The organism is uncultured Clostridium sp., assembly GCF_947072515.1.
Taxonomy (GTDB): Bacteria; Bacillota; Clostridia; order Clostridiales; family Clostridiaceae; genus Clostridium.
The window spans coordinates 20,430-27,473 of the sequence record NZ_CAMTIG010000043.1 but is presented as its reverse complement, the minus strand read 5'-3'; the positions used below and the strand labels follow the sequence as shown (position 1 = coordinate 27,473).

Annotated in this window: 7 protein-coding genes; 2 read left to right on the top strand and 5 right to left on the bottom strand. The window is 29.5% G+C overall.

Annotated elements, in window-relative coordinates:
* Nucleotides 1-110: 110 nt before the first annotated feature.
* On the bottom strand, nucleotides 111-1,061 hold the full coding sequence (locus tag Q0W06_RS14305) for an L-lactate dehydrogenase (RefSeq protein ID WP_297637025.1): 951 nt from the start codon (nucleotides 1,059-1,061) through the stop codon (nucleotides 111-113).
* A gap of 202 nt (nucleotides 1,062-1,263) precedes the next feature.
* Here Q0W06_RS14305 and Q0W06_RS14300 point away from each other — a divergent pair, with 202 nt between their 5' ends.
* Nucleotides 1,264-1,878: a 3'-5' exonuclease gene (locus Q0W06_RS14300; protein WP_297637022.1), complete on the top strand. Its 615-nt coding sequence runs from the start codon at nucleotides 1,264-1,266 to the stop codon at nucleotides 1,876-1,878.
* Between the two features lie 78 nt (nucleotides 1,879-1,956).
* On the top strand, nucleotides 1,957-2,157 hold the full coding sequence (locus Q0W06_RS14295; RefSeq protein WP_297637019.1) for a hypothetical protein: 201 nt from the start codon (nucleotides 1,957-1,959) through the stop codon (nucleotides 2,155-2,157).
* Nucleotides 2,158-2,198: 41 nt separating this feature from the next.
* Here Q0W06_RS14295 and pflA read toward each other — a convergent pair whose 3' ends face one another.
* The 4 genes from pflA to Q0W06_RS14275 form a co-directional block, all read right to left on the bottom strand.
* Nucleotides 2,199-2,906, bottom strand: a complete 708-nt coding sequence (gene pflA / locus Q0W06_RS14290) for a pyruvate formate-lyase-activating protein (RefSeq protein WP_297637016.1) — start codon at nucleotides 2,904-2,906, stop codon at nucleotides 2,199-2,201.
* Nucleotides 2,907-3,021: 115 nt separating this feature from the next.
* On the bottom strand, nucleotides 3,022-5,250 hold the full coding sequence (gene pflB / locus Q0W06_RS14285; RefSeq protein WP_297637013.1) for a formate C-acetyltransferase: 2,229 nt from the start codon (nucleotides 5,248-5,250) through the stop codon (nucleotides 3,022-3,024).
* A 194-nt stretch (nucleotides 5,251-5,444) separates the two neighbouring features.
* Complete coding sequence (gene pyrE, locus Q0W06_RS14280; protein WP_297637010.1) at nucleotides 5,445-6,119, bottom strand: orotate phosphoribosyltransferase; 675 nt, start codon at nucleotides 6,117-6,119, stop codon at nucleotides 5,445-5,447.
* 28 nt (nucleotides 6,120-6,147) lie between these two features.
* Nucleotides 6,148-7,044 (bottom strand): dihydroorotate dehydrogenase, encoded by an 897-nt coding sequence (locus Q0W06_RS14275; RefSeq protein ID WP_297637007.1) that lies wholly within the window; start codon nucleotides 7,042-7,044, stop codon nucleotides 6,148-6,150.

Sequence of the window (7,044 nt, the reverse complement as noted above, 5' to 3'; positions counted from 1 at the left end):
AAAATAAAGGACTTTTTCAATTTTGAAAAAGTCCTTTGTCTACAAGCTGAAATGAGGTTGTTAATACAACCTCATTTTTATTTTATGCTTCTAAATTCTATTTATAAACATTAGATATGACACTTATCTAAATGACCTTTTAATATTTTAGCAGATTCTTGTAAACGTGCTTCTTCATCTTTTGCTAATGGAATTTCAACTATTCCAGTTGCTCCTTTTAAGCTTACTACAGTTGGTATTGCAAGATACATATCTTCTATTCCATACTGTCCTTCAAATAAAGATGAAACTGTTAAAATACTATTTGAATTTCTAAAAATTGCTTCAACTATTTTATTTATAGCAAGAGCTACTGCAAAATAAGTTGCATTTTTTCTACTTATAATTTCATAAGCAGCATTTTTTACGTCATTTTCAATTACTGTCTTTATCTCCTCATCCCATGCTAATTCAAATTGTTTTGCATAAAGATCCACATTTTCACCAGCAACACTTGCATTACTCCAAGTAACTACTTCACTATCTCCATGTTCTCCAATTACATATGAATGAATATTTCCATTATTTACATTTAAGTATTTACCTAACACATATTTAAGTCTTGATGTGTCTAAAACTGTTCCTGATCCAATAACTCTTTCTTTTGGGAATCCTGAAAGTTTATATGTAATATGAGCTAATACATCTACAGGATTTGATACTACTAATAATATTGATTTAGGACTTAATTTTGCTATTTGAGGTACAAAACCTTTAAAGATATTATAATTTTTTTCAATTAAATCTAATCTAGTTTCCCCTTCTTTTTGTCCTGCTCCTGCTGTTATTATTACTATATCTGAATCCTTTGTTTCTTCTAATGATCCAGCATATATATTCACTGGTTTTACAAATGAAGTTCCATGAACTAAGTCCATTACCTCTCCCATTGCTTTTTCCATATTTATATCGTAAATACAAATCTCTGTTGCAATTCCACTATTCATAAGTGCAAAAGCTGTTGTTGCTCCAACGAACCCGGCTCCAATTATTGATATTTTTCTTTTTCCTTCTATTAGCATTCTAAAACGCCTCCTTAGTATAAAAATAATAATTCCTTATTTATTGTAGATAAATTCTAACACTTTTAATCCTATTATTCAATATAATTCATGCTATCTTAATCATGTTTAAATTTTTCAAATTTTCAGATATGTATGTTTATACTTTTATTATGTAAAATTTAAGGTATAATTATAATATAAATTTTTTTGGAGGATTAAAATGAAATTACTTTTTTTTGATACAGAAACTACAAGCATTAGACCTGGACATATTTGTCAACTAAGCTATATAACTGTAGATACATCTACAAAACCACAAACTACTATAGGAAAGAACTTCTTCTTTACAGTAGATGAAATGGACCCTGGAGCACAATCCGTTCATGGATTTTCTTTAGAAAAGCTTTATGAATTATCAAATGGTATGTATTTTGATGATACAGTTCAAGAATTTGTGGATGATTTTTATGAAGCTGATTTTGTAATCGGACATAATGTCAATTTTGATATAAAGTTTATGCAAAGCGAATTACTTCCTATGGGAGCTGATTATAAGCCAAAAGATACTTTTTGTACTATGGGATATTATAAAGATATCTGTAAAATTTTAAAACCAAATGGTACATTTAAAAATCCAAAACTTGAAGAGGTTGTTTCCTTTTTAGGTATTACTAATGACCAAATCACATCTAAAGCAAATGCTTTATTTGAAGGTAGTGGAAATTATCATGATGCACGTTTTGATACTGCTGCTACTTATCTTCTTGTCATTGAAGGATTAAAGAAAAAATTAATTCCTCATGGTTATTTTACAGATAAGTTAAGCTCTAAATAACATATATTACTATTTATTCCTTGTAATATATATTTTTCTAAATTATAATTGAATTAGGAAAGTATTGGGGGGATTTATATGACTAAACAAGCTAAAACAGCTATATATTTTTTTATTAGTATTATTGTTTTAACATATACATTTTTTAGTTTTACAAATAGTGTACTTACAGGGCTTATTATAGGATCTTTTATATCATTATTTTTATTCTATGATCCTAAAAAAATCAAGAAAAAAAGTGATGTTATCAATACTGATTCTATTAATAGCAAATCTTAATTGTAAATTTCAAAAGGTGATGCAATCTTGCATCACCTTTTTTATATTTCTAAAATCTTTTCATATTCCTTTATAATCTCTTTATCCATAGGTTTAATGTTATCTAACGGATATTTTATTCCCATAGTTTCATATTTATTAACTCCTAATAAATGATATGGTAATAATTCTATCTTTTCAACATTATTTATTTTTTTAATAAATTCTTTTAACTCTAAAATATGCTCTCTACCATCTGTTATTCCAGGCACAACCACATGCCTTATCCATACTTTAGTATTATTTTCATTTAAAGCATCCATAAACTTTAAAGATTCATCCATCTCCATTAAGGTAATATTTTTATATCTTTCTTTTGTTACATCCTTGATATCAAAAAGTACTAAATCCGTATACTTTAATATCTCATTATATTCTCCAAGTCCAACCCCTGCAGTATCTATACATGTATGTATTCCATTTTCTTTACATAACTTTAATACTTCTACTAAAAACTCTGGTTGTCTTAATGGATCGCCCCCTGAAAAAGTAACCCCTCCTCCAGATGTTTGAAAATAACTTTTAAATCTAACTAACTTATTTACTATTTCTTGTGGTGTATATTCTTTTCCACCTTCTACTGTCCAAGTATCCGGATTATGGCAATATTTGCATCTTAATGCACAACCTTGCATAAAAACAATAACCCTTATTCCTGGTCCATCTACTAATCCCATTGATTCAATTGAATGTATTTTTCCTTTAATCATCCTTTTTCCCTTCCTCTAATTGTCTTATTTCCCTATTATTAGATTTTAAAATTAAATTTTTATAGTTTCCTTTATATAAAAAGGAGTGCCTAAGCACTCCTTTTTTTATATATTTTTATAAACTTTCGTGGAAAGTTCTGCTTATTACTTCTAACTGTTGGCTTCTAGTTAATCTATTAAAATTAACTGCATATCCTGAAACTCTAATAGTTAATTGAGGATATTTTTCTGGATGCTCCATAGCATCTTCTAAAGTAGCTCTGTCAAATACATTTACATTTAAGTGATGAGCTCCTTGAGTGAAGTATCCATCTAAAATAGAAACTAAGTTTCCTGCTCTTCCCTCTTCTTCTTTTCCAAGTGCTGCTGGAACAATTGAGAATGTGTTTGATACTCCATCTTCACAAGTTGGGTTATATCTTATTTTAGCAACCGAGTTTAATGATGCTAAAGCTCCATTTTCATCTCTTCCGTGCATTGGGTTAGCTCCTGGTGCAAATGCTTCTCCTGCTTTTCTTCCACATGGAGTAGCTCCTGTTTTCTTACCATAAACAACATTCGAAGTTATTGTTAAGATTGATAATGTGTGCTTAGCATCTCTATATAATGGATGCTTTTTAAGCTCTGTTGAGAACTTTTCAGTTATATATACAGCTAAATCATCAACTCTATCATCATCATTTCCGTATTTAGGGAATTCACCTTCAATATTGAAATCTACTGCAATTCCTTCTTCATTTCTAACTGGAGTTACTTTTGCATATTTAATAGCACTTAATGAATCTGCTACAACTGAAAGTCCAGCTATACCAAATGCCATTAATCTTCCTACATTAGTATCATGTAATGCCATTTGTCCTGCTTCATAAGCATATTTATCATGCATATAGTGAATTACATTCATAGTATCTACATATGTCTTTGCAACATTTTCTAATACTTTTTCGTAATTTGCTCTTACTTTTTCAAAATCTAAAACATCATCAGTTATTTTTTCAAGTCCTTGAATAACTACAGTACCTTTCTTTTCATCTACTCCACCATTGATTGAGTATAATAAAGCTTTAGCAAGGTTTGCTCTAGCTCCAAAGAATTGCATTTGCTTACCAACTTGCATAGCTGATACACAACAAGCAATTGCATAGTCATCACCATAAACTGGTCTCATAACTTCATCATTTTCATATTGGATAGCATCTGTTTTTATTGAAATTTCAGCACAATATTTTTTAAATCCTTCTGGTAAACTTGGAGACCAAAGAATTGTCATATTTGGTTCTGGTGCTGGTCCTAAATTAATTAATGTATGAAGATATCTAAATGAGTTTTTAGTAACTAAAGACTTACCATTTACTCCCATACCACCAATTGATTCAGTTACCCAAGTTGGATCTCCTGCAAATAAATCATTATATTCTGGAGTTCTTAAGTGTCTTACAAGTCTTAATTTTATAATTAATTGATCAATTAATTCTTGAGCTTCACTTTCAGTTATTAATCCTTCTTGTATATCCTTTTCTATAAATATATCTAAGAAAGTACTTGTTCTACCAAATGACATTGCAGCTCCATTATTTTCTTTAACTGCTGCTAAATATCCTAGATAAACAGCTTGTACTGCTTCTTTTGCATTGCTAGATGGTGCTGATAAATCTACTCCATAAGTTAATGCCATTTCTTTTATTGCACTTAATGCTCTAATTTGCTCATTAACTTCTTCTCTTGATCTGATAAGTTCATCAAGCATATCTCCTTTTAAATTATCAAGATCTCTTTTCTTTTCTCCAATTAAGAAATCTACTCCATAAAGAGCAATTCTTCTATAATCACCTATTATTCTTCCTCTACCATATGCATCTGGAAGTCCAGTTAAAAGTCCTGCACTTCTTGCAGCTCTAGTTTCTTTAGAATATGCATCAAATACACCTTGGTTATGAGTTTTTCTATATGCACTAAAATATTTATCTATATTTTCATCTAATTCATAGCCATATTCTTTTAATGAAGTATGAACCATTCTCATTCCACCAAAAGGATTAACAATTCTTTTAAGTGGTGCATCTGTTTGAAGTCCAACTATAACTTCATGCTCTCTATCAATATATCCTGCTTCATAGCTATTGATTCCTGACACCTTATCATTTGCAACATCTATTATACCTTTTTTTATTTCTTCAACGATTAAATCGCTTGATATTTCCCATACCTTTGAAGTTTTTTCTGAAATTGGTGCTAAGAAGCTTGAATCACCTTTGTACTCAGTGTAGTTCTTTTGAATAAAGTTTCTTACATCAATTTTCTCTTGCCAGTTTCCTGACTTAAATCCATCCCATTGTTTAAACATTAAAATGTCGCCTCCCATATTTGTTCTTAAATTTATATCCATGAATTAATTATATATGATAAATTTTTAACAGTCAATAATAATTTTCCATTAATTCCAATTATCTCTAGAAATATTAACTCACAATTTCATTTTAAAACAAAAAGGACAAATTGTAAATTTATTTTTACAATTTGTCCATATTGAAGCGAATTTTATTTTGCTCCATAAACTTTATAATATTCGTCTATTCTTGCTAATATATCTTTATCTAAAACTTTTTTCCCGTCTACTTCCTTTTCAGATAAATATTCTATTACTTCTTTCATTGTAACTATAGCACAAGTTTTAAATCCAAACTTTTCTCTTATTTCACATAAAGCAGACTTTTCTCCCTGCCCTCTTTCCATTCTATCAACTGATATAATAAGTCCTTTTACATCTACATCCCCTTGCTCTCTTAATATAGGCATAGTCTCATATATAGATGTTCCTGCAGTTGTTACATCCTCTACTATTAGTACTCTATCTTTATCCTTAATTTTTCCACCTAAAAGAATTCCTTTATCTCCATGATCCTTTACTTCTTTTCTATTTGAGCAATAATCTACATCTATATCATACGTATCTGAAAGCGCTATACTTGTAGTTACTGTTAATGGAATTCCTTTATATGCTGGTCCAAAAAGAACATCATAATCATTATTGAAATTCTCTTTTATAGCTTTTGCATAAAATTCTCCAAGTCTTTTTAATTGACTTCCTTTTTTATAATTTCCTGTATTTACGAAGAAAGGTGTCTTTCTTCCACTCTTTGTTGTAAAATCTCCAAAAGTTAATACGTTACACTCTATCATAAAATCTATAAACTCTTTTTTATAATTTTCCATCTTAAAATTCCTCCAACTTTGTTATTTATTAAACAATCCCTATTATTTCGTTAATATCTTTTATTCCTTCTTTTTTCAAGAAATTTTCCATACCTTCTATTATCTCTTTTCCTGCTAAAGGATTAAGAAAATTTACTGTTCCAATTTGAATTCCTGTAGCACCAGCCATCATAAATTCTATAGCATCTTCCCAAGTTTCTATTCCCCCAAGACCTATTACTGGAATATCTACCGCTTTTGCTACTTCATGAACCATTCTAAGCGCTATTGGTTTTATAGCTCCACCTGAAAGTCCTGCATATACATTATTAAACACAGGTTTTCTTTTATTTATATCTATTGCTAATCCTTTTAAAGTATTTATAAGTGAAAGTGAGTCAGCTCCAGCTTCTCTACATTTAACTGCCATATCCACAATGTCTTCTGCATTTGGTGATAATTTTACTATTAATGGCTTATCAGCTATTTTTTTTATTTTACTAACTACTTCATAAGCTACATCACCTTTTATTCCAAAAGCCATTCCGCCTGACTTTACATTAGGACAAGAAATGTTTAGTTCGATCATATCTATAGCTGTTCCTCTAAGCTTTTCTACAGCTATTTCATAATCCTCTATACATCCACCACCAACATTTGCAATTATATTAGTATTTAATTTTTTCATTTTCTCTAATTCATATTTTATAAAGTGATCTATTCCTGGATTTTGAAGTCCAACTGAGTTCATCATTCCACTTTTAGTTTCAAATACTCTTATTCCATCATTTCCTTCTTTAGGATTAAGCGTAAGTCCTTTAGATGAAATTCCACCTAACATTTCTACTGGATAAAAATTGCTATATTCTTCTCCAAATCCAAATGTTCCTGAAGCTCCTATAACAGGATTTTTAAAATCTACACCATTTATATTTACTTTTAACAC